Source organism: Mesorhizobium sp. B4-1-3 (assembly GCF_006439355.1).
GTDB lineage: Bacteria > Pseudomonadota > Alphaproteobacteria > Rhizobiales > Rhizobiaceae > Mesorhizobium.
In genome coordinates, this window is the sequence record NZ_VFTG01000006.1 from 255327 (window position 1) to 276706 (window position 21380).

The 21380-nt window shown below is 64.6% G+C and carries 17 protein-coding genes and 1 pseudogene; 4 read left to right on the top strand and 14 right to left on the bottom strand.

Annotated elements, in window-relative coordinates; translation table 11 throughout:
• Window positions 1-302: 302 nt before the first annotated feature.
• Window positions 303-1799 carry an aldehyde dehydrogenase family protein gene (locus FJW06_RS11335; protein WP_140751573.1) on the top strand — a complete coding sequence of 499 codons (1497 nt, stop codon included), beginning with the start codon at window positions 303-305 and terminating at the stop codon, window positions 1797-1799.
• A gap of 36 nt (window positions 1800-1835) precedes the next feature.
• Here the strand turns inward: FJW06_RS11335 and FJW06_RS11340 are convergent, their stop codons facing one another.
• The 5 genes from FJW06_RS11340 to FJW06_RS11360 form a co-directional block, all read right to left on the bottom strand.
• Window positions 1836-2897 carry a maleylacetate reductase gene (locus FJW06_RS11340; protein ID WP_140751575.1) on the bottom strand — a complete coding sequence of 354 codons (1062 nt, stop codon included), beginning with the start codon at window positions 2895-2897 and terminating at the stop codon, window positions 1836-1838.
• The gene (locus tag FJW06_RS11345; RefSeq protein WP_140751577.1) at window positions 2878-3198 is read right to left on the bottom strand and encodes a YciI family protein; all 321 of its coding nucleotides are present in this window, start codon (window positions 3196-3198) and stop codon (window positions 2878-2880) included. Before FJW06_RS11345 ends, FJW06_RS11340 begins: the two co-directional genes overlap by 20 nt.
• A 220-nt stretch (window positions 3199-3418) precedes the next feature.
• Complete coding sequence (gene ftsZ / locus FJW06_RS11350; RefSeq protein WP_140751579.1) at window positions 3419-4411, bottom strand: cell division protein FtsZ; 993 nt, start codon at window positions 4409-4411, stop codon at window positions 3419-3421.
• 222 nt (window positions 4412-4633) lie between these two features.
• Window positions 4634-5674, bottom strand: coding sequence for a proline racemase family protein (locus FJW06_RS11355; protein ID WP_140751581.1), 1041 nt, complete (start codon window positions 5672-5674; stop codon window positions 4634-4636).
• A 162-nt stretch (window positions 5675-5836) separates the two neighbouring features.
• Window positions 5837-7906 (bottom strand): FAD-dependent oxidoreductase, encoded by a 2070-nt coding sequence (locus FJW06_RS11360; protein ID WP_140751617.1) that lies wholly within the window; start codon window positions 7904-7906, stop codon window positions 5837-5839.
• A gap of 277 nt (window positions 7907-8183) precedes the next feature.
• Here FJW06_RS11360 and argE point away from each other — a divergent pair, with 277 nt between their 5' ends.
• Entirely contained in the window at window positions 8184-9341 is a 1158-nt protein-coding gene (gene argE, locus FJW06_RS11365) for an acetylornithine deacetylase (RefSeq protein WP_140751583.1), read from the top strand.
• Window positions 9342-9344: 3 nt separating this feature from the next.
• Here argE and FJW06_RS11370 read toward each other — a convergent pair whose 3' ends face one another.
• From FJW06_RS11370 to FJW06_RS11390, 5 genes are read right to left on the bottom strand one after another with little or no spacing between them, the layout of a single operon-like run.
• Window positions 9345-10274, bottom strand: coding sequence for a LysR family transcriptional regulator (locus FJW06_RS11370; protein WP_140751585.1), 930 nt, complete (start codon window positions 10272-10274; stop codon window positions 9345-9347).
• Window positions 10275-10324: 50 nt separating this feature from the next.
• Entirely contained in the window at window positions 10325-11815 is a 1491-nt protein-coding gene (locus tag FJW06_RS11375; RefSeq protein ID WP_140751587.1) for an aldehyde dehydrogenase, read from the bottom strand.
• Between the two features lie 21 nt (window positions 11816-11836).
• Window positions 11837-12511, bottom strand: a complete 675-nt coding sequence (locus FJW06_RS11380; RefSeq protein WP_140751589.1) for a DUF1028 domain-containing protein — start codon at window positions 12509-12511, stop codon at window positions 11837-11839.
• A gap of 5 nt (window positions 12512-12516) precedes the next feature.
• Window positions 12517-12933, bottom strand: coding sequence for a RidA family protein (locus FJW06_RS11385; RefSeq protein ID WP_140751591.1), 417 nt, complete (start codon window positions 12931-12933; stop codon window positions 12517-12519).
• 35 nt (window positions 12934-12968) lie between these two features.
• Complete coding sequence (locus FJW06_RS11390) at window positions 12969-14243, bottom strand: NAD(P)/FAD-dependent oxidoreductase (protein WP_140751593.1); 1275 nt, start codon at window positions 14241-14243, stop codon at window positions 12969-12971.
• A gap of 303 nt (window positions 14244-14546) precedes the next feature.
• Between FJW06_RS11390 and FJW06_RS11395 the strand changes: the two genes are divergently transcribed.
• Together FJW06_RS11395 and FJW06_RS11400 are read left to right on the top strand one after the other, a co-directional pair.
• Complete coding sequence (locus FJW06_RS11395) at window positions 14547-16178, top strand: amidohydrolase (protein ID WP_181178218.1); 1632 nt, start codon at window positions 14547-14549, stop codon at window positions 16176-16178.
• A 20-nt stretch (window positions 16179-16198) separates the two neighbouring features.
• Window positions 16199-17800 (top strand): GMC family oxidoreductase N-terminal domain-containing protein, encoded by a 1602-nt coding sequence (locus tag FJW06_RS11400; RefSeq protein ID WP_140751597.1) that lies wholly within the window; start codon window positions 16199-16201, stop codon window positions 17798-17800.
• 203 nt (window positions 17801-18003) lie between these two features.
• On the opposite strand, the gene FJW06_RS11405 is transcribed toward FJW06_RS11400, so the two are convergent.
• The 4 genes and pseudogenes from FJW06_RS11405 to FJW06_RS30495 form a co-directional block, all read right to left on the bottom strand.
• Entirely contained in the window at window positions 18004-18762 is a 759-nt protein-coding gene (locus tag FJW06_RS11405; RefSeq protein WP_210238956.1) for an ABC transporter ATP-binding protein, read from the bottom strand.
• 122 nt (window positions 18763-18884) lie between these two features.
• Complete coding sequence (locus FJW06_RS11410; RefSeq protein WP_140751601.1) at window positions 18885-19688, bottom strand: ABC transporter permease; 804 nt, start codon at window positions 19686-19688, stop codon at window positions 18885-18887.
• A gap of 90 nt (window positions 19689-19778) precedes the next feature.
• A complete protein-coding gene (locus FJW06_RS11415) occupies window positions 19779-20762 on the bottom strand; it encodes an ABC transporter substrate-binding protein (RefSeq protein WP_140751603.1) in 984 nt (327 codons plus the stop codon).
• A 480-nt stretch (window positions 20763-21242) separates the two neighbouring features.
• A pseudogene (locus FJW06_RS30495) lies at window positions 21243-21380 on the bottom strand (aldehyde-activating protein); the annotation flags it as partial.

The following is a 21380-nucleotide window of genomic DNA, read 5'->3' on the forward strand; positions in this document are numbered from 1 at the left end:
ATCCTGACCCGGCATAACCGCCGGCTGGGACTCGCGCAACCTTGCGCCGCGCAAAACCAGACCGGCGCGATGGAATAGCCGGCGCCGGTTAGTCTGCCGGGCCAATACTGGCCTGTGCCGCCGGGAGCCGCCCAATACCGCTGGGCCAGGATCGGGGATTGCCGCAAAGCTCTCGCCTGTCGACGCTTCGCCGACGCGAGGATGCGCACAGTCCGATTATCTGAACGCCCTTTTAGCTTTCCTTGTTTGAGGTCGCCGGCAGCGGGAGTAATAGTCGCCTCTGAATTCGTGAGGAGGAGACGATGACGCTGAACTTCGACCCGAGGGCGAAGGCCACGACGCTCTACCATGGCGAATTCCGGCCGATGTTCATCGGCGGCAAGTGGGTCGCGGCGCAATCCGGCGACGTGATGCAGGCGCTGAACCCGGCGTCGGGCGAAGTGCTGGCGACGGTGCCGCGCGGCGGAGCCGCCGATATCGACGCGGCGGTGGCCGCCGCGCGGACCGCGTTCGAGGGGCCTTGGTCGAAATTCTCGCCCTACGAGCGGCAATGCTTGTTGCTCAGGATCGCCGACCTGTTCGAAAAACATTGGGAAGAGCTCAGCGTCTCCGACACGCTCGACATGGGGCTGCCGATCACCCGCACGCTGGCCAACCGGCGCCGGGTCATCGGCATGCTGCGCTTCTATGGCGGCATGGCGACCGCGCTGCATGGCGAGGCGATCGACAATTCCATCCCCGGCGAGATCGTCACCTTCACCCGGCGCGAGCCGGTCGGCGTCGTCGGCGCGATCATTCCTTGGAATGCGCCCACCGCTGCCTCGGTCTGGAAGATCGCACCGGCTCTCGCCACCGGCTGCACCATCGTGCTGAAGCCGTCGGAGGAAGCATCGCTGACGCCGCTGCTGATTGCGAAGCTGATGCAGGAAGCCGGCTTGCCCGACGGCGTCGTCAACATCGTCACCGGGACCGGCGCCGAGACCGGCGCACGGCTCGCCGAGCACCCGGATGTCAACAAGATCGTCTTCACCGGCTCGACCCTGACGGGCCAGGCGATCGCCCGCGCCGGTGTCGCCAACCTCAAGCGCGTTTCGCTGGAGCTCGGCGGCAAGTCGCCGATCATCGTTTGCCGCGATGCCGACATCGACAAGGCCGTGCCGGTCGCGGCGATGGCGGTGTTCGTGCATTCGGGCCAGATCTGCATCGCCGGCTCGCGCCTGTTCGTGGCGCGCGAAATCCACGACGAGTTCGTGCGCCGCGTCGCTGAATTCGCCGGCAAGCTGCGCATCGGCCACGGCATCGAGGCGGAGACAGAAATCGGACCGCTGATCAGCGCCATGCAGGCCGGCAAGGCGGAAGGCTACATCAAGGCCGGCATCGACGAAGGCGCCAAGCTGGTCGCCGGCGGGTCGCGGCTGACGGGCGAACTCTATGACGGCGGCAACTTCATCGCGCCGACCGTCTTCGGCGCGGTGTCGGACAAGATGACGATCGCACGGGAGGAAATCTTCGGGCCGGTCATCTCGGCGATGCCCTTCGACACACTGGACGAGGCCGTCGCGCGCGCCAATGCAACGCCTTACGGCCTGGCGGCCGGCATCTTCACCACCAATCTCGGTACCGCGCACAAGCTCGCGCGCCGCGTCAAGGCGGGCTCGGTCTGGGTCAACATGTACCATGCCATCGATCCGGCCGTGCCGTTCGGCGGCATGAAGATGTCCGGCTATGGCCGAGAGGGCGGCATCGAGCATCTGCACGAATATCTGGAGACAAAAGCGGTCTGGATCCAGACAGATTGATATTGGGGTGAAGGCCGGCCTGCGACGTTCGGCTTCTCAGTCCTGTGGCGGCTCGCCGGCATAGGCGCGCGCGATAAGAGCCCGGATCGGTTCCCGTTCCAGCGCCCGCGGGTTCCAGTAGGGATTGGCCAGTGCACGGTCCGTCGCGATGTCGATCCCGTCAGGCGGCATGCCGATTTCGGAGAGCGCGCGCCTGGCGCCGATCCGGCCGGCGAGGTCGTAGAGAGCGATCGCGGGGTCGTCAGTCTTCAGCACCGTCCGCAAGGTTTCCATGGCTGTCGGAACGGCGGGAGCATTGTAGGCCAGCGCATGCGGCAGCACGATCGTATGGGTCTCCGCATGCGGCAGATCGAAACTGCCGCCCAGCGTATGGCAAAGCTTGTGGTGCAGCGCCATGCCGACCGAGCCGAGGCAGATGCCGCAGAGCCAGGCGCCGTAAAGCGCCTCGGAGCGCGCGTCGCGGTCATGCGGGTTCCCGGCGATGACCGGCAAGGCGCTCACCAAGGCGCCGATGGCCTCGGTCGCCATCAGGTTTACCACGGGGTTGCTTTCCCTGGCATAGAGCGCCTCGACCGCATGGGCGATGGCGTTCATGCCGCTCGTTCCCGACAAGGAAGCGGGAAGCGTCAGCGTCAGGTCGACATCGTAGATCACCACTTCCGGCAGCACTTTCGGGCTCGATTGGGTGACCTTCACGCCATCCTTGGTCTCGCCGAGGATGGGCGTCATTTCCGAGCCGGCATAGGTCGTCGGCATCACGATCTGCGGCAGGTCGGTGCGCAAGGCGATCGCCTTGGCGAGACCTGTCGTGGAGCCGCCGCCGACCGCGACCAGCCCATCGGCCTGAAGCTCCGCCACGACCTTCAGCGCGTCCTCGGTCACGGACAGGGGCGTGTGCATCGTCGCCTTGGCGTACACGCCCGCCGCCGCGCCGCCGAGCGATGCGGCCAAGCGCCGGGCCTCCGCCTCCTGCGGCGGCGTCGCCAGCACGAGCACGCGTTTCAGCGCCAGCCGGTCGATCTCTTCCGGCAACCTTGCGATCGTGCCCGACCCGAAGACGACGCGCGCCGGTTGGCCGTTATAGACGAAGCTTTTCATCGAGCCCCTCCCCGTCAGGCCGGTTGTCGACGCGCAGCAGGAAAGGATTGATGCTGACGCTCTGCCAAACATTGGCGGCGTTGAACGGGTCACCGGCGTTGAATGCCTTCACCTCATCGAGGCTGTCGGCAGAAAAGACGAACAGCGAGCCGATCATGGTTGCGCCATCCGCCGCGACCAGCGGCCCGGAGATAACGGTCGCGACCGAGCCGCCGGCAAGATAAGCCTTGTGGGCGTCGTAATTGGCAAGACGGCGCGGAAGCGCATCGGCATGGTCGAGACAATGCACGGCAAAGAGCAAGGTAATCCTCCCGGGTAGGCGCAACGCTTGATCGACCGTCGCTAAGTCTACTCCTCCCCGAAGGAACTTAAATCGACTCCCGTCGAACAGGCTGGTCAATTAGTCCAATCTGGACAGACGCCGGCCGATGCTGCGCGAGGGCTTGCGACGAAGAAGAAGCGCGCAAGGGTGCCACCCCGCATCGCGCGGTCCGGGAGCGCAGCCGCGAGATCGCCGGGTCTCAGGCGATCCTTTGCTCGAACTGCGCGATCTCCGCGCTCTTGCGCAGACCGGTCGCGACCACCGACACGCGGAACTTTCCCGCCAGGGCCTGGTCGAAGATGGCGCCGACGATGATATCGGCATCGGCATCAACTTCTTCCCTGATCCGCGTCGCGGCTTCGTCGACCTCGAACAGCGTCATGTCCATGCCGCCGCAGATCGACACGAGCAGCCCCCTGGCGCCGGACATGGAGGCCTCGTCGAGGAGCGGATTGGCGATCGCCGCCTCGGCCGCGATTTTGGCGCGCCCTTGCCCGGAGGCCTCGCCGGTTCCCATCATCGCCCGGCCCATGTCCCGCATCACCGACTTCACGTCGGCGAAATCGAGATTGATCAGGCCTTCCTTGACGATGAGATCCGTGATGCAGCCGACACCTGCGTAGAGAACGCGGTCCGCCATGGCGAAGGCATCGGCAAAGGTGGTTTTGGCGTCGGCGACCCTGAAGAGGTTCTGGTTCGGGATGACGATCACGGTGTCGGCGCTTTCGCGCAGCCGTTCAATGCCTTCCTCGGCCGCCTGGGTCCTGCGCTTGCCTTCGAAGACGAAAGGCTTGGTGACGACGGCCACCGTCAGGATGCCGGCCTCCCGCGCGGCGCGCGCGATCACTGGCGCCGCGCCGGTCCCGGTGCCGCCTCCCATCCCGGCGGTGATGAAGCACATATGCGTTCCCGCCAGGTGATCCATGATCTCGTCGATGGATTCCTCCGCGGCGGCGCTGCCGACCTGCGGCAGGGATCCGGCGCCCAGGCCCTCGGTCACATGCGCGCCCAACTGGATCAGCCGCGACGACTTCGACATAGTGAGCGCCTGCGCGTCGGTGTTGGCGACGACGAACTCGACCCCCTGCAGCCCCTCGGCGATCATATTGTTGACGGCATTGCCGCCGGCGCCGCCGACCCCGACGACGGTGATCTTGGGCCTCATCTCCAGGATTTCCGGCTTGGCGGTCATTTTTTCATCTTTCTACCAAAGCACCTGCTTCCCTGCCCCAAGACCATGCGGGACCGGAACAACAAGCACGCGAATCAGGCGATCCCCACCAAGCGCAGGGAATCAGAGGAGACGCCTCCCTGCAAGGTCCGCTGACATCTGTCCAGGCGCAAATGCCCCTGCCAAGAGCTGGAAAGCGTCCGCGCGCTCGAGTGATCCGAGTCGGAACCGTCGCAGGAAATTCTACTGCGTCACCGAGGTCGAGGTGCCCCAGGTGTCCGACAGCACGTAGCCTTGTGGATACGGATCCGTCGGATCGACATAGTAATTGTGTTCGCCCGTGATCCAGGCCCTGCCCGTGATCTGCGGCACGATCGCCTTGCGCCCGGCCACTTCGGTGAGTTCGAGGATCTTGCCGGCGAAGCGCGAGCCGATGATCGATTCGTGGATCAGCACCTCGCCTTCCTTCATCTGGCCCCGCGCCTGCAGCACCGCCATGCGGGCCGAGGTGCCGGTTCCTGTCGGGCTGCGGTCCGAACGTCCGGGCGAGACGATGCAGGTGTTGCGCGTGACGTTGCCCGCCCCCTGGAATGGCATCGCGAACTGGACAATCGACACGCCGCGCACATTGTCGAACTGCGGATGCACGACATCGAGCTGCTCGCGCGCCGCGCGTCGCACCTTCTCGCCGGCCACGGCCAGCTCGCGCGCCTCGTCGGGCGTGACCGAGAAGCCTAGCGCGGGCGCATCGACGATGGCGTAGAACATGCCGCCGTAAGCGATGTCCACCTTCAGCGTCCCCAACCCCTCGACTTCGATATTGGCATCGAGGCGCTCGGCGAAGGCTGGCGCGTTGCGGAAGGTGATCGACAGGCATTTGCCGTCGCGGCATTCGGCGCTGACCTCGATGACGCCGCCAGGCATGTCCAGCTTGAAGCGTGTCTCAGGCTCCTGCATCGGCACCATACCGGTCTCGAGCAGCACCGTGGCGACGCAGATCGTGTTGGAGCCGGACATCGGCGGATATTCGGTCGGCTCCATGATGATGGCGCCCGCGGCGCAATCATCGCGCGTCGAGGGCACCAGCAGATTGACGTGACGGGCAACGCTGCCGCGCGGCTCGCAGATCAGCATGCGCCTTATATGATCGTGATCGCGCTCCATGGTGATCATCTTTTCCATCATCGTGCGGCCCGCGGGCGGCAGCACGCCGCCCACGATGACATCTCCGATCTCGCCCTCGGCATGGCAGCCGACGACGCGGATGCTGGTCTTGGTGCGCATTGTTGTTCTCCCTGTCCGCCGCAGCCTGGCAAGTGGTCCCGCTTTGAGACAAACTGACCAATCCGCGCGCCAGCCTCAAGGAGAATTCTGACTGCAGGTGTTTTTCCGCTGCATGCCGAAGCAAGAAACGATAGTGCTCCGAAGCGGCCGCAGTTGATCGCGCTATCCGTCTGCCAGCGCCGTCACCTCGCGCCGGAACGGCAAGGCATCGCCTATATCGGCTTCGTCCAGCTCGCGGGCGAAGCGATGGCCGGCATAGGTTGCCCAGGCGATCGGTCCCGGCGCTTCGGCGTCACCGATGACCTTGATCGAACGGATGCCGTTGCCGGTCCACTCGCTCTCTCTGGCCTTCAGCTCGCGCCAGACGGCATCGTCCTGATTGCGCGATGTGACCAGGACGACGGCATCGGCCGTCAGCTCCTGTTTCGCGCCGGTGTAGACGCAGGCCGTGACGACGCCGCCCGAGGCGATGTTCGTGACGGTCCTGTTGAGGACGATATCGACGCCCATCTCCACCAGACGGCGGTGAATGGCGCCCTGCTCCAGCGTGTTGCGGGTCCAGTCGGAGGCATAGGCCGAAGGGGTCACCAGGGTCACGCTTGCGCCCTGCCGCGCCATCAGCTCGGCCAGCACGCCGCCCATGTAGTAATGGTCATCGTCGAACAGCACGACATTGCCGGAGGGCACCTTGCCGTCCATCAGATCGTCCGGCGTGTAGACCGGCATGGCGGCGTCGATCGGCATAGGCACGACATGGGCGCGCGCGACGCCGTCGCGCCGCCAGCTCGAACCGGTCGCGATGGCGACGTTCTGGAAGCCGAAGGACAGGATGTCGTCCGCCGTCAGCCGGCTTTCGAAATAGATCTCGACATTGGGCATCTGGCTGAGCTGGTACTGGCGATAGTCGCGCACCCGGCCCCAGGCCGACAGGCCCGGAAGCAGGCACTCGCGCGCCACGCGTCCACCAAGCGCGGTGCCGGCTTCCGCCAGCGCCACCTGATAGCCGCGCAGGCCGAGCGCGCGGGCGGCCTCCAGCCCGGCCGGCCCGGCGCCGACGATCAGCACGCTGTCGCTGCCGCCCTTGGCCTGCATGCGCTCCGGGTGCCAGCCCTTGCGCCATTCCTCCATGAAAGTCGGGTTCTGCGTGCAGCGCGAGATCGACATCGTCATGTCGCCGGTGATGCAGATGTTGCAGCCGATGCATTCGCGGATGTCCTCGATGCGTCCCTCCTCGACCTTCCTCGGCAGGAAGGGATCGGCGATCGACGGACGAGCGCAACCGATGAAGTCGAGCGTGCCGGACTTGATCATCCTGACCATCACGTCCGGTGAGGTGAAGCGCCCGACGCCGACGACCGGTTTGGAAGTCAGCTTCTTGATGCCGGAGACGAGACTTTCCTGCGCCGCCTCTTCCTTGAAGCGCGACGGCCCGGAGCAATCCTCCCAGGCGCCATGCGCGAGATCCCAGAGGTCGGGCAGATCGGCATGCATCTCGATCATGTCGCGGACTTCGGAATTGGCGAAACCAAGCTCGCCGATCATCTCGTCCAGCGATAGCCTGAGCGTCAGGCCGCACGTGTCGCCGATCGCGTCGCGCCCTTCCTCGATCAGCTCACGCATCAGCCGCGAGCGGTTTTCCAGCGAGCCGCCATATTCGTCGCTGCGCTGGTTGGTGGCGGTCGACAGGAAATGCTGAATGATGCCGAAGCCATGCGCCCCGTAAAGGCATACCAGGTCGAAACCCGCCTGCCTGGCGCGCTTGAAGGCATTGCGATGCCAGCGGCGCAGGTCGCGGATATCCTCTCTGTCCATGGCGCGAGCCTGCACCGGATCGTTGGTGAAGGTGCGGATCGGCAGCGCCGAGGGCCCGCGCGGAACCTCCTTGGTGTAGAGATTGGGACCGTTGATGCCGGAATAGGCGAGCTGGATGCCGGCAAGCGCGCCATACTCGTGCATGGCTTTCGCCATCTTGGCGAGCGCCGGAATGTCGGCGTCGTCCCACAGCCTGAGTTCGATGAAGGGCGTGATCTCGGAAGTGTGGTGCATCTCCGTCTGCTCGGTGAAGATGACCCCCCATCCGCCTTCGGATTTCATGCGGCGCATCTCGGCCGCGGCCGACGGATCGCGATAGCCGCCGCCATTGCAGTGGGGAACCTGATAGAAGCGGTTCTTGGCCGTCACTGGACCGATCTTCATCGGCTCGAACAGAATGTCGTAGCGTGGGTCGCGCATAGTAGCTTCCTTCATGCCGGCTCGGTCCTGCCGATCCGCCCAGGAGCATGATCCCGAAAAGTGGAAACCGGTTTTCGGAAAAGATCATGCTCCATACCAGAACTACTCATAAGTTGGCGCCGGCGCGGGACAACTACGGAAATCTTCTGCGCGGATTAGGACGCGCCTAATCGCGCATCCGGGATTAGCCTGCGATGAACCGGGGCTGAGCCAAATTCGACTTCAGGGCGGCGACCGCACGATTTAGACAACCGGCTGCGGCAACAAGGCAAGAGACATGGACAGCATCAGGATACTCGAGCGGCTGATCGCTTTCCCGACGGTAAGCCGCGACTCGAACCTCGATCTCATCGGCTACGTGGCGGACCTGCTCGGAGCGAATGGTATCGCCAGCCAGCTGATCCACAGCGCCGACGGCCACAAGGCAAACCTCTTTGCCACCATCGGTCCGGCCGACAGGCCCGGCATCATGCTGTCCGGCCATACCGACGTCGTGCCCGTCGACGGCCAGAACTGGACACTGCCGCCCTTCGCGATGACCGCGCGCCACGGCAAGCTCTACGGGCGCGGCGCGGCGGACATGAAGGGTTTCGTGGCCTCGGCACTCGCGGCCTGCCTCAAGGCCTCGAAAATGCCGCTGCGCACGCCCTTGCATCTCGCGCTCTCCTACGACGAGGAGGTCGGCTGCCTCGGCGTGCGCGACCTGATCGAGATGTTGGGCGCGGCCCCCCAACGCCCGCTGCTCTGCATCGTCGGCGAACCGACCAACATGCAGGTGGCGACGGGGCACAAGGGCAAGCTTGCGGCGCGCGCCACATGCAAGGGACGCGAAGGCCATTCGGCGCTCGCTCCCCTGGCGCTCAACGCCATCCATCTCGGCTGCGATTTCGTGCGCGCCCTGCGCGACGAACAGGACCGGCTCGCCCGCGACGGCGCGCGCGACGGCGACTACGACATTCCCTATACGACCGTGCATGTCGGCAAGATCAATGCCGGCGTCGCGCTCAACATCGTACCCAACCTTTGCGTGGTCGATTTCGAGATCCGCAACGTCGCCGCCGACGATGCCGCCGGCATTCTCGACAGACTGCGCGACTTCGCCGCGCGCATTGCCGCGGATGCCATTTCGATCGCGCCCGAAGCAGCGATCGACATCGAGATCACCAACACCTATCCGGGCCTCGACACGCCGGCCGCTTCGGAAGCGGTGGCCTTCGTTAAATCGCTCACCGGCGCCAACGACACCATGAAAGTCGCTTTCGGCACGGAAGGCGGATTGTTCAGCCGCGATCTCGGCACGCCGGCTGTCGTCTGTGGTCCAGGCTCCATGGCGCAGGGGCACAAACCGAACGAGTTCGTCAGTGTCGAGCAGCTGCGGCGTTGCGACGAGATGCTGCAGAAGCTGCTGTCGCGGCTCGCGGACGGCTGGCCGTGAATCTTACTTGACGATGCGCTCTGTGCCGAAGACGCCCTGCTCGACGACGAAGCGGCGGCAGTGGTCGATGAACGCCTGCACCGTCAGCGTGCGGTGCTCGGCGTTGGGCAGCGCAATGCCCATCATCAGCGGCCTGATGTCGCCCAGCAAGGGCACGAAGACCAATAATTTGCCGTCCGGCGACATAGCGTTGAGCGGCCGCATATTGGCGATGCCGTAGCCGAAGCCGTTGGCGACCATCGAGCGCATCACGGCGATATCGCCGGTGCGCTCGGCGATCCTGGGCCGCAGGCCCTGGAAAGCCGAGAGGAAGTATTCCCGGCTGTAGGGCAGATCGAGCAGCACCATCGGCTCGTCGACCAGTTCCTCGGGCGTGATACCCGCCCTCCCCGCCAGGCGATGCGCGGCCGGCAGCATTACATAGGCCGGCAACTGCATCAGCGGCTCGAACGTCATGTCCTGCGACAATTCGAGATCGTAGGTAAGTGCTGCGTCTATTTCGCCACGCTGCAGCATCTCGAACAATTGCCCCTGGTTACGCTCGAACTGGCGGACGCGCACATCCGGATAGGCGTCCTCGAACTTTCTGCGCAGCGCCGGCAGCACGATCTGCGCGAACGTAAGCAGGCAGCCGATCGCCAGCGGTCCGCGCACCTTTTCGGCGATATCGCCGGCAATGTCGTGCAGTGCGTCCGCATCGTTGAGCAACCGCGCGGCTTCCTTGAGGAACAGGCGCCCGCCCGCCGTCAGCGCCAACGCATGCGAGTGCTTGCGCACAAAAAGCTGGACGCCGAACTCCGCTTCGAGCTGGGCGATCGAAGCCGAGATCGACGGCGGCGAGACATTCACCTGCTCGGCCGCCTTGGCAATAGAGCCCGCCTCGCCGACGGCGACGAAATATTCGAGTTGTCTGAGCGTGAAGCGGAGCGGCATGGGCTTCTATGATGCCCGTTTGATCGCTGCAATCAAGTCGGGGCCGCTCCTCAGTACTTGATCCAGGTGGTCTTCAGCGCGGTGTATTTGTCAAGCGCGTGCAGCGACAGGTCGCGACCGAAGCCGGACTGCTTGAAGCCGCCGAAGGGCGTCATCGGGCTCAGCGCATCGACGGTGTTCACCGAGACCGTGCCCACGCGCAATCGTTCCGCTATGCGGTGCGCCCGCGACAGGCTGTCGGTCCAAAGCGAAGCCGCAAGGCCGTAGACGCTGTCATTGGCAATCCGCAGCGCCTCCTCTTCGCTGTCGAAGGCGATCACCGACAGCACCGGGCCGAAAATCTCATCGCGGGCAAGCGGATCTTCAGGCGAGACCTCGTCGAAGATGGTGGGTTGCACGAAGCTGCCGCGCCCATCGACGGCCACCCGGTCGCCGCCGGTCACCAGCCTGGCCGACTTCCTGCCGCCATCGATGAAGCGCATGACGGTCGCGGCGTGCCGCGCATCCACCATCGCCCCCATCCGGGATGCCGGGTCGAGCGGGTCGCCCGGCTGCATCGCCACCGCGCGCTCCGCCAGCTTCTCCACCAGCGCATCCTTGATGCCACGCTCCACCAGAAGCCGGGAATTGGCCGAGCACACCTGTCCCTGGTTAAAGAAGATGCCGAAGGCAGCCATGTCGGCGGCCGCGTCCAGGTCGCCGCAATCCGCGAACACCAGATTGGGGCTCTTGCCCCCGGTCTCCAGCCATACCTGCTTCATGTTCGACTGGCCGGAATATTGCAGGAACAGCTTGCCGACGGCTGTCGATCCGGTGAAGGCGAGGCAATCGACGTCCATATGCCGGCCAAGCGCCTGGCCGGCGGTCTCGCCGAGGCCCGGCACTACATTGAGCACGCCGGCGGGCAGACCCGCCTCCATGGCGAGCTCGGCCAGCCTGAGTGCTGAGAAAGGCGATTGCTCGGCCGGCTTCAGCACCACCGAGTTGCCCGCCGCGAGCGCCGGCGCGCATTTCCAGGTCGCCATGTCGAGCGGGAAATTCCACGGCACGACGGCGCCCACGACCCCAAGCGGCTCGCGCCGCACCAAAGCGAGATCGCCCTGCCCTGTCGGCGCCACCTCGTCATAGACCTTGTCGATCGCCTCGGCATACCACTGGAAGATAGCCGCGGAGCCCGGCACGTCGATGGTGGCCGCGTCCTTGACCAGCTTGCCCATGTCGAGCGATTCCAGCAGCGCGAGTTCCTGCAGGTTCTCGCGCAGCAGTTCCGCCAGCCGCAGCAGCACTTGCTTGCGATGCGCGGGACTGGTTCGCGACCAGACGCCGGCCTCGAAGCTGCGTCGCGCAGCGGCGACCGCAAGATCGATATCCTCTTCACCGCAGGAGGCGACCTCGGCGAGCGTCGCTCCCGTGGCCGGATTGATGCTGGTGAAGGTCCGGCCGGAGCGCGCCGGCACCGGCTTGCCGTCGATGAACGCCTTGTCGCGAAAGCGGATCGCGGACGCTTTGCCGATCCAGTCCTTATGACTGAGTTCGCTCATGCTGACTCCAGAGTGCCGGTACTACTCGTCACCGGGAACGCCGTAGCTCGGCGCGCCGGACGGATTGAGGGCGCGGGTGACGTAGGCGTCGAGCTGAGGCTTGTAGAGTTGCCACAGCGTTGCCAGTTGCTCGATCGGACAGCCCTCGGTCCAGTCGCAACGCAGGTCGGCAACGGGCCAGGATACATCGCGCACCAGCTTCATGCCGGCGGAGCGGACGGGCCCCGCCTCGCCGCCGGCTTTGAGCGCGGCGCGCATCGTGGCGATCAGCCGGTCGCCGAGGTCGCCTTCGGACGCAAGGAAGGCGTCGACCATGGCACGCGGGACGCCGTCATTCGCGAGCAAATTGCCGCCGCAGGCGACGTCCTCGCCGCGCGCCTCGGCCCAGATGCCGAGTGCTTTCGGTCCCGAATGGATTGCGCTGCCGCCGGCCGCGTCAACCGCCAGCACCTGCCGGTATTCGCTGAAGGCGGCCGTGCGCTTGATGATCGCGAGGGCCTCGGTGGCTGAGGCGCCGCGTGCCATCAGCTCCAGCGCCCGGACCCCGAGCGTCGGGTCGGTGACGTTCTGGCTGGCGACCGCCCCGACGCCGGCCTGCGCATAGGCGCAGCGCGCCGCGACCGCGGGGGACGACGAGGACACCGCCACCCCGAACATGCCTGTGCGCCGGCAGCGCGCGACGATGGAGAAAGTCATGGCACTCAGTCCGGAATGACGGCGGTGCCGTCGATCTCGACCAGCCATTCCGGTCGCGCAAGCGCCGACACGACCAGGCCGGTCGAAACCGGGTGGACGCCCTTGATGTATTCGCCCATCGTCCGGTAGACGGCCTCGCGATGGCGGACGTCGGTGATGTAGACCACCACCTTCACCAGATGCTCCATCGTGCCGCCGCACTCCTCGATGAGCTGCCTGATGTTCTGCATGACCTTGTGGGTCTGCTCGACCGGATCGTGGCTGTCGATGTTCTTGGCGGTGTCGAGGTCCTGCGGGCACTGTCCCCGCAGATAGATGGTGCGGCCGCCGCGCGTGACGACGGCCTGGCAGAGGTCGTTGTCGAGCTTCTGCTCCGGATAGGTGTCCTTGGTGTTAAATTTGCGAATTCGCGTATGCGCCATCTTGGTCTCCATCGGGATCTGGCTCGCAGCTCTGGTCAGGCGTCCACGGGCTCGCGCTTGGCGGCGGCGTGGTAGGCGAGATATTTACGCTGCGTCGAAATCCGGTCGGCCACGTGCTTGGCATCGTGCCAGACGCCCCAGATGAAGCTCGACCCTCTGCGCGACTGCCAGGGCAGCCCCAGAAAATAGATCCCCGGCTCGACCGAAACGCCGCGCTGATGCCTTGGCCGGCCCCTCTCGTCGAAAGCGTCGACCTTCAGCCAGCTGTAGTCGACGGCGAAGCCCGTCGCCCAGATGATCGTCGCGATCCCGGCCTCGGCCAGATCGAGCTCGAGGATCGGATTGGTCACGCAGTCCGGATCGGGGTCGATCTTGCGAAGAGCAGGCTCTTCCGGAAGATCGAGGCCATTGCGTTCGACATAGGCGTCGGCCTCGTCCAGCAGCGACATTAGGCTGGCGTCGCCCTTGGCGATATTCTTCGCAAGGTCGGGCGCGAAACTCATCACGCCGTCCTGGTATGCCTTCGTCATGCCGACGAGCGTGAGCCCCTGCGCGGCCAGCCGGCGGAAGTCGATCGTCTCGCCGCCGCGCGCGCCGCTGACCGCGATCGTGACATGCTCCGTTCCGGGCCCTGGGGTTTCGAGATCCCATTTGCCGAGGACGCCCAGCCACCAGCAGAAGTCGCGCCCGCGATAGGCGCGCGGCGGACGATCATGCGGGCCGACCGAGAGATAGACGCGCCTGCCTGAACGCTGCAGCTCATCGGCGATCTGCACGCCCGACGATCCTGCCCCGACCACCAGCACCGCGCCCTTCGGCAACTGCGCCGGATTGCGGTAGGCGCTGGAGTGGATTTGCAGTATGCCGGCATCCGCGGGAACGAGAGGCGGGATGACGGGAACCTGGAAAGGGCCGGTCGCGGCCACAACGCTGTTGGCCTCGATCACCCCTTCCGACGTCTCGACGCGAAATCCCGGACGGCCGACATTCCTTTGCACCAGCTTGACCTCCACGCCGCAGCGGATCGGCGCGTTGATCTGCTTTGCGTAGGCGACGAAATAGTCGGCAATCTCCTCCTTGGAAGGAAAGCCGTCGGGACCCGTCACGGGAAACTCCATGCCCGGAAACCGGTCATGCCAGGCTGGACCGTTGGCGACCAGGGAGTCCCACCGCTGCGAGCGCCATCGCTCGGCGATCCGGCCGCGTTCGAGCACAAGATGAGGTACCCCGCATTTGCTCAGGTGCTCGCTCATGGCCACACCGGCCTGGCCGCCTCCGACGACGAGCGTGTCTACCTTCTCAACCGACATATCCACGTCTCTTCCGATGGGGCTTTCGCCGCTGTGATGGAGGTCCGGTTTGCTTTTAGTGACGGGCCGGCGGAGCGAAAATTATGATTTCATGTGTCAGTGCTTAGCTTATCCCTAAACGCTGAGACGGACCGCGGAACGGTTGCGGATTCCCGTGACAACGTCGATCACACCCCCTCCGAACGTCGAGCAAGCTTAGGCAAACCCTAAGCACGGGTACCGGAAAAAATTATTCTTCCGCCTCGAATTCGGTGGTTCCTTGCCTTCATCACCCGCATGAGAGCGACGGCCGCTGAAAGTCAAATGGCGCGAGAGACCCTTTACGCAAATGGCGCCCTCTATACGGTCGATGCGGTGAATCCCCATGCCGAGGCGATGCTGGTTCGCGGCGAGCGCATCGCGGCTGTCGGCTCCTGGGCGTCCGTCAAGGCGCAAGCATCCAAAGACGCGGAAATCATCGATCTCCAAGGCCGGTTCGCAATGCCCGCCTTCATCGATTCCCATCTCCATTTCGCCTGGGGGAGCAAATACCTGGATGAGGTGCGGTTGCGCGAAGCAAAGACCTTTAGCGACGTCCTCGACCGGCTGAGGGCCTATGCGCAGGCTCATCTCAACCGGGCATGGATCGTGGGCAGCGAGTTCAGCTACGGCTACCCCGATCTCCCCGATGGCGGCTTCCACAAATCGCTTCTCGATCAAGCCGTCGCCGATCGCCCCGTCTTCTTTCGCTCTGGCATGGCGCATGCGGCCTGGGTGAACAGCAAGGCGCTGGACCTTGCCGGCATCACGCGGGAAACGCCAGATCCTGAAGGCGGCGAGATCGTCAGGGATGCGAGCGGTGAGCCGACCGGATGGTTGAAGGAGAAGGCGTGGTCCAAATTTGAAGCCTTGGTCCCCCAAGCCTCGCAATCCGCTATGCGATCGACACTACTCCGCGCCATCAAGGAAGCGAACCGCCTCGGATTATCGCGGGTTCAAAGCGCCGGAATGGATGACGAAGCTGTTCCGTTGCTGGCGGAGATGTTCGCCGATGGTGAGCTGAGCCTGCGCTTCACGCTTTCGAGCATTGCCAATCCGGATTCGAATCTCGACGAGGTGATCGCGCGCGTGTCCGGATGGAGGGATTCCCTCGACCCGGATTTTCTCGACGGACGTGTCATCAAATTCTTCCTGGACGGCGTGCTGGAGTCCCACACCGGCTTCATGCCTCAGGGCTACGCCGACAAGCCGGATGAAACCGGAACCTGCCTGTGGAAGGCATCGGCCTACAACGCGGCTGTCAGCCGTGCGCAGCAAGAGGGATTTCAGGTCTGGACGCACGCGATCGGCACGGGCGCCATCGAAATGGCCCTCGATGCCTATGCCGCGGATGGGCACCGCTCGCGGCAGCGCCGGCCGCGGGTGGAGCATTGCGAGATCCCCACCACGCGCGACATCGAGCGGTTTGGCCAGATCGGAGCGATAGCCAGCTTCCAGCCCGCCATGATCTATCCACGCGACCAATGGCTCGGGATGGAAGGACTTTGGGAAGTGCGGGTCGGCTCCGAATGCTTGCCGCGGGCCTTTCCTGTCCGCTCCGTCCTGGAAGCTGGCGGCGCCGTCGCGTTCGGAACCGATTGGCCCATCGTCGACCTCAATCCGCTCATCGGCATACGCAATGCGGTGCTGCGCCAAAGCCGGGACCACCAGCCGAAAGACGGCTGGGTCCCGGAGCAGCGGATCGCCGTCGCGCAGGCGCTTCATTCCTATACGCTGGGGGCAGCCTTTGCCGGTCACCGGGAGAACGACGAAGGCAGTCTGGCGTCGGGGAAGCTCGCCGACTTCATCGTCCTTTCCGATGATCCGCTGCGGGTCGAGCCGGACAGAATCGCGGATATCAAAGTGCTGAAGACGATTGTCGGCGGCAAACCGGTTTGGGAAGAACCCGCGGCGTGAGGCCGCGTCCTGGGGGTCGGATGGAAGCCGTTGAATTTGACTACATCGTCGTCGGCGCCGGCTCGGCTGGTTGCGTGGTCGCCAATCGGCTAAGCGCCGATCCGTCGGTGAAAGTATGCTTGGTCGAGGCCGGCGGCAGTGACAACAGCCTGCGCGTCAAGGTGCCGGCGGGCATCCTCTCCCTCTACGGCGATCCGAATTACGACTATTGTTTCGTCGGCGTGCCGCAACCCCACCTCAACAACCGCAGCATTCCGGTGAACCGCGGCAAGGCGCTGGGCGGATCGAGCTCGATCAACTCAATGGTCTATATTCGCGGCGCCGCCGAGGACTATGACGAGTGGGCTGGGCTCGGCTGCGCCGGCTGGGCCTATCGCGACGTGCTGCCCGTGTTCAGGAAGCTGGAGCGCAACCTGCTCGGCCAGGACCCGCGCTATCATGGCAGCGACGGCGAGCTGCTGGTCGACAATCCGCGTGATCCGAACGTGCTTTCCGCCATGTTCGTCAAGGCTGGAGAAAATGCCGGTTTGCCCGCCAACCCCGACTTCAACGCCGAAAGCCAGTTCGGCGTCGGCATCTACAACGTCACGCAAGACCGCGGACAGCGCTTCAGCAGCTTCAGAGCCTTCATGCGTCCGGTGCTTCATCGTAGGAACCTGACCCTGCTCAGCGAATGCGAGGTGATCGATGTTATGCTCGCCGAAGGGCGCGCCACGGGGCTGCGCGTGCTTCATGACGGCCAGCAGAAGACGCTCTCGGTCAGCGGCGAGATCGTGCTGTCGGCCGGCGCCATCAACTCGCCCAGGGTCCTGATGGCCTCCGGGATCGGTCCCGCTGCCGAACTCCAAGGGATCGGCATCACGCCGGTGCTCGACCTGCCAGGCGTCGGCAAGAACCTGCAGGACCATGTCGACGGCATGATCACCGTGCGCTCCAGGAGCACCAGGACGCTCGGCCTGTCGATCGCCAACCTGCCGCGCATCGCCGCCGCGCCATTGCAGTATTTCGCGCGTCGCAAGGGCATGCTCACCACCAACTACGTCGAAGCCGGCGGCTTCGCGAAGACCAGGCATGCAAACGGCCTTCCCGACATCCAGTTCCATTTCGTGCCGGGCTATCGCAGCCATCGCGGCAGGCTGATCGAATACGGCCACGGCTACGCCATTCATACCTGCGTTCTGAGGCCGAAAAGCGTAGGCGAGATCAGGCTGTCGCGCGACGACTCCCGCCGCGATGTCCTGATCGACCACCGCTTCTTCACGCATGAAGACGACGCCATGGTGCTGGTCGAAGGCATCAAGATCGGACGCCGGATTTTCGCCTCGCCCGAATTCGACGCGGTGCGCGGCAAGGAGATGCTTCCAGGCAAGGATGTCCGCAGCGACGACGAGATCCTCGCCTATCTGCGCGCCGAGGCGCTGACCGTCTATCATCCGGTCGGAACCTGCAAGATGGGAACGGACGACATGGCCGTCGTCGACCCGGCGACGCTTAAGGTGCGGGGCGTCAAAGGGCTTCGCGTCGCCGATGCCTCGGTCATGCCGAAACTGATCGGCGGCAACACCAACGCGCCAAGCATGATGATCGGGCAAAAGGTTTCGGAGATGATCCTCGGCAAATAGGTCGCGGCTGTCCGTGACGCCGAGGCGCCGCCGCGGCGGAGAATTCTGCTCCGCTGCGCCTCGGCCAAGGTTAGGGAATGGATCCTCGGGTCTCCGCGTCCGCTCCGCCCGTGGATGACGAAGCTGAGAGGCTTTGGCCAATCCCCAGCGGCTGCGCTGATTCACGGTAATGAACGGTGAAATCCTGCCGCCACGAGACTGGTTTAGTGATCCTCGTCGATCTCGTCGTGCAGGAGGCCGAGGATGCGGCGCTTGAGCGCGATGAAGTCTGGTTCGAGGATCACGTCCATCGAGCGCGGCCGCGGGATGTCGACCTTGATCTCGGCCTTGATCTTGCCGGGCCGCGCCGTCATCACCAGGACGCGATCCCCGAGCACCAGAGCCTCGTCGATATCGTGGGTGACGAAGAGCACCGTCTTCTGCTGCCGCTCCCAGACGCGCAGGAGCAGCTTCTGCATCGTGCCGCGCGTCTGGCTGTCGAGCGCGCCGAAGGGTTCGTCCATCAACAGCACGGCCGGGTCGTTGGCAAGGGCGCGCGCGATCGCCACGCGCTGCTTCATGCCGCCGGAAAGCTGGGCGGGATAGTGGTCCGCGAAAGGCGTGAGGCCGACCTCGTTCAGATACTGGTCGACGATCTGCCTGCGCTGCTCCGCCGGCAACCCCTTGCGCTTCGGCCCATATTCGATGTTGGCGCGGACGGTGAGCCAGGGAAACAAGGTGTAGCTCTGGAACACCATGCCCCTGTCGGGACCCGGTTCGATCACTTCCCTGCCGTCGACCTTGATGCAGCCCGAGGTCGCGTCGTTGAGGCCGGCGGCGAGATAGAGCAGGCTGGATTTGCCGCATCCCGAAGGGCCGACGATGACGCAGAATTCGTTCTTCGCCACCTCGAGCGACACATCGTCCAGCGCCAGCACGCCATTGGCGTCGCCATAGCGCAGTGTCACGTCTTCGATGGCCATGGTGGTGCCGGCCGAACGGGAATCGCTTGCCGTATGGGCCTCGCCGGCCGGATTGTTCGTCCTGATGGTCTCGGTCATCACTACCCTTGATCCGGCTGCGGTTGGCGAGGATGCGTTCAAGATCAAGGTGCCCATGGCGCGACCCTCGCCCGGAGAATGCGGAACGCCGTGTCGGTGATCAGGCCGAGAAGCCCGATCGCGGCGATGGCCATGAAGATCACGTCGACCTGGAAGCCGCGCATCGCCTTGAGACTGATATAGCCAAGGCCGCTCGACGCGGCGACGAGCTCGGCCACGACCAGATAGGTCCAGGCCCAGCCCATGGTGACGCGAAGCGTGTCGAGGATGGCCGGAAGCGCTGCGGGGAAAATGACATGCCACACCGCTTCCGAGCGCTTGGTCCCCAGGGTGTAGGAAGCGTTGACCAGATCCCTTGAGACGCTGCGCGCGCAGTCGGAGATCATCACCAGCTGCTGGAAGAAGGTGCCGAAGAAGATGACCGCTATGCGCTGCTCGATGCCGATGCCGATCCAAAGGATGAACAGCGGCACGAAGGAGGTCACCGGCAGATAGCGGATAAAGTTGACCAGCGGCTCCAACGGCGCCTGCACCGCCCGGTAGGTGCCCATCCAAAGCCCCAGCGGCACTGCGATCAGCGAGGACACGATGAAGCCCAGGATCACCACCTTGGCGCTTGTCAAAGTGTGATAGAAAAGACTGCCGTCCAGCGACATGCGATAGGTCGTCTCGAGCACGGTTCCGGGCGTCGGCAGGAACATGTTCGGCACGACGCGGCCGTAGGACAGAAGAGCCCATCCGCCGATCACGGCTATCCACATCGCCAGCGCGAGCGTGGTTGCCGTGCTGGCGGGGATGTTGGCGAATGGGGTCGTCAGGCGCGTCCACGCCGTTCGCCTCTGTGCCATAAGATGGCCTCCGTAGAATCTGAACGCGAAAACCCGGCTTCGAGAAAACGGGATCGGCCCGGATGGGCCGATCCCGGCGATCCCGAAGGCTCACTGTTCCTTGATGAAATCGGTGTCGAGGATGGTTTTCGAGTCGATCGTCATCTTGAGCTTGCCGGCCTTGCCCCAGATGTCCTGCGCGAAGTTCACCAGGTCGGCCGCTTCGCTCTTCTCCGGTGTGCCGAAGAATTCCAGGTTGCGGGCGCGGTCGTAGTAGCGCACGCCCTTGGCGCCGGCCGCGAAATCCTCCGGCTTCTCGAGATAGCCGCCAATGCCCTTGGCCATGATCTCATAGGCCTTGTCCGGGTTGGTCTTGATGTAGTCGACGGCCTTGTAATAACCCTTGATGAGAGCCTTCACGTCCTCGGGGTGCTTCTCGATCAGGTCGCATTTGAGCGCGATTACGTCGACGATCAGGCCGGGAGTGGTCGTGGAATCGATCAGCACCTTGCCCTTGCCGCCTTTGCGGACTTCGGTGAGATGCGGCTCCCAGGTCACCGCGGCCGGAACCTGGCCTGCGATGAAGGCGGTCGCTGCGTCATCGGCGGTCATGTTTGTGATGGTGACGTCATCCTCCGTCATGCCTTCCTTTTTCAGGAGCACGTTGAACCAGAACTCGGAAATGGAGCCCTCGTTCAGGGCCACCTGCTGGCCCTTCAGACCCTTGAGCGACTTGACGTCGGGCTGCGTGACCACGCCGTCGCCGCCATGGCTGTCGTCGAGCGCAATCACATATTTGAAGCAGAGCTCGTCGGAGCGGTATTTCATCAGCTCGTCGACGGTCGAGGCCGCGCCGTCGAGGTCGCCGCCGGCAACCGCCGCCATGTAGAGTGCTGATTCCTCGATGATCTTCAGGTCGACATCGACGCCGGCTTCCTTGAAGTAGCCGAGGTCACGGGCAAGGAACAGCGGCCCGTAGCCTACCCAGGTTGTCATGCCGAGGCGGATGGCGCCGGCATTGGCGGGAGCGGCAAGCCCCAGGCTGAGCAGGCCTGCGCCGACCGCGGTCATCAGGCAGTTTCGGAATGTCTTCATTGTCGTGGTTCCCCATGGCTGTTGCCGGCATCGGCCCCATTCAAGCGGCCTATGCCACGCGGCGTTTTGGCAGCCGCTCTCTTGTTATGCGTCGCCTCGCGGGCGGGCCTAGCGTGTTCTAGGCTCGCAACAGAGCATCCGGGCCGGATCGCAAAAAGAAGTCTTTTTCTGTCCTTTGCTTCGCCGAAACCGAAGCAGCGGGCCGAGCTTGGCTGATGCGCTTGAACTGACGACGCCGGGCGACCGCGGGTCCGGTGGAGCCGGCAGATGCGCCGATGACAGTGGACGGCTGGCTGGCCGAGGGATTCTGGAGGACAGTTTGCCCAACCGGAGGTGTTCTCGGGTCTCCGGGAAAATCGACGGCGGCGCGAGGACGAATGGTAAATTAGGCGCTTCGAGGGGGCGGCAAGGGATGCGGCCTCATCGGCCGCATCCCGGAAATTTCGGCGCAAGCCGCGCCCCTCGGCGCGGCAAGGCGAACTAGGCCGCCAAGGCGCCCGACTTCTTGGCGGTCCAGGTGGCGATATAGTCCATCAGGCCGGGGCTGAGGCAGTCATAGGGTTCCAGCCCGATCGACTTCAGTTGGCCGCGGATGCCGTCCATGCGGCTCGGGTCGAC

Bases quoted from the DNA above. Each gene is read 5' to 3' on its own strand.
- FJW06_RS11360 (WP_140751617.1), bottom strand. From the start codon at position 7,906: ATGCGCGACCCACGCTACGACATTCTGTTCGAGCCGATGAAGATCGGT.
- FJW06_RS11390 (WP_140751593.1), bottom strand. From the start codon at position 14,243: ATGTCGGTTGAGAAGGTAGACACGCTCGTCGTCGGAGGCGGCCAGGCC.
- FJW06_RS11385 (WP_140751591.1), bottom strand. From the start codon at position 12,933: ATGGCGCATACGCGAATTCGCAAATTTAACACCAAGGACACCTATCCG.
- FJW06_RS11405 (WP_210238956.1), bottom strand. From the start codon at position 18,762: ATGGCCATCGAAGACGTGACACTGCGCTATGGCGACGCCAATGGCGTG.
- FJW06_RS11395 (WP_181178218.1), top strand. From the start codon at position 14,547: ATGGCGCGAGAGACCCTTTACGCAAATGGCGCCCTCTATACGGTCGAT.
- FJW06_RS11335 (WP_140751573.1), top strand. From the start codon at position 303: ATGACGCTGAACTTCGACCCGAGGGCGAAGGCCACGACGCTCTACCAT.
- FJW06_RS11380 (WP_140751589.1), bottom strand. From the start codon at position 12,511: ATGACTTTCTCCATCGTCGCGCGCTGCCGGCGCACAGGCATGTTCGGG.
- FJW06_RS11340 (WP_140751575.1), bottom strand. From the start codon at position 2,897: ATGAAAAGCTTCGTCTATAACGGCCAACCGGCGCGCGTCGTCTTCGGG.
- FJW06_RS11415 (WP_140751603.1), bottom strand. From the start codon at position 20,762: ATGAAGACATTCCGAAACTGCCTGATGACCGCGGTCGGCGCAGGCCTG.
- FJW06_RS11410 (WP_140751601.1), bottom strand. From the start codon at position 19,688: ATGGCACAGAGGCGAACGGCGTGGACGCGCCTGACGACCCCATTCGCC.
- FJW06_RS11370 (WP_140751585.1), bottom strand. From the start codon at position 10,274: ATGCCGCTCCGCTTCACGCTCAGACAACTCGAATATTTCGTCGCCGTC.
- FJW06_RS11375 (WP_140751587.1), bottom strand. From the start codon at position 11,815: ATGAGCGAACTCAGTCATAAGGACTGGATCGGCAAAGCGTCCGCGATC.
- FJW06_RS11355 (WP_140751581.1), bottom strand. From the start codon at position 5,674: ATGCGCACCAAGACCAGCATCCGCGTCGTCGGCTGCCATGCCGAGGGC.
- FJW06_RS11400 (WP_140751597.1), top strand. From the start codon at position 16,199: ATGGAAGCCGTTGAATTTGACTACATCGTCGTCGGCGCCGGCTCGGCT.
- ftsZ (WP_140751579.1), bottom strand. From the start codon at position 4,411: ATGACCGCCAAGCCGGAAATCCTGGAGATGAGGCCCAAGATCACCGTC.
- argE (WP_140751583.1), top strand. From the start codon at position 8,184: ATGGACAGCATCAGGATACTCGAGCGGCTGATCGCTTTCCCGACGGTA.